This window comes from Nodosilinea sp. LEGE 07088, from assembly GCF_015207395.1.
In the GTDB taxonomy this organism is placed as follows: domain Bacteria; phylum Cyanobacteriota; class Cyanobacteriia; order Phormidesmidales; family Phormidesmidaceae; genus Nodosilinea.
The window spans coordinates 1-1,089 of sequence record NZ_JADEWX010000391.1; the positions used below are offsets into that span (position 1 = coordinate 1).

A 1,089-nucleotide genomic window follows, 5' to 3' on the forward strand; every position below is an offset into this window, starting at 1 on the left:
GGTAGCCAGAGTGCCCTCAAATGCCCGCCCCATTACGCATCATTTTGACCGAGGAAGAAGACCGCACGTTAAGTGAACTTCGGGAGGCTCAGACAGTTCCCTATCGGACGCGTGACCGAGCGCATATGCTGCGCTTGAATGCTCAAGGCCTGAACGTGCCAGCTATTGCTGAGATATTCCAGTGTCATCAACATACGGTTAGAGCGACGCTACGTCGATGGGAGAGCAATGGATTGGGAGGACTGTGGGAAGCTCCCGGACGGGGTGCCAAATCAAAGTGGCAACCGTCAGATCTGGACTATTTGACGGCGTGTTTGGATCAAGAGCCTCGCACCTATAACAGTGCCCAACTCGCTCAAAAGCTAAAACAGGAGCGTTTGGTGGACTTGAGCAGCGACCGATTACGACGGTTGCTCAAAAAAAAAGATATCGGTGGAAACGAACCCGACACAGCCACAAACGGAAGCAAGATCCCGTCAAGAAAGCCCTTAAGCAGGCGGACCTAGAGACCCTGATGCTGGCGGCTGAAGAGGGTCTGGTCGATATCAAGTACCTCGACGAGGCTGGGTTTTGCCTCTGGAGTCCGGTCAGCTATAGCTATAGTCCGATAGGCGAGCAGAAGCGCATGGAGCAAACGCCCACTCGCCATGGCCGTCGGATTAGTATCTTGGGATTATGGCAACCGGGAGAGGGGTTCGAGTATGCCTTGTCCCAAGGTGGCTTTAAGGGGCAGAGCTATATCGAGGTCATCGATTGGGTCGCTCAGAACGCGTCCCAGACCTTGGCCGAGACCGGACGCATTACCGTGATTGTTCAGGATAACGGCTCGCTTCACACGAGTCGCTTGGTTCAGCAGCAGTGGCCTCGGTGGCAGGAGCAGGGGCTATTCATCTTCTTTCTACCACCCTATTGTTCGGAGATGAATCCGATTGAAACCCAATGGCGGCAGCTGAAGTGCCACGAGATTGCCGGGCAGATGTTTGATAACGAATATGACCTGGCCATGACCGTCATTGAGGGCATGGAGGCACGTAGTAGAACCGGAGATTACCCACTGGAACGTTTTATATTTAATTGCGCCTAGCTACT

1 pseudogene is annotated in these 1,089 nt (G+C 53.7%); it reads left to right on the top strand.

Going from position 1 to position 1,089, the window contains the following annotated elements:
* Window positions 1–20: 20 nt before the first annotated feature.
* Window positions 21–1,084, top strand: a pseudogene (locus IQ254_RS31210) (IS630 family transposase).
* Window positions 1,085–1,089 lie beyond the last annotated feature (5 nt).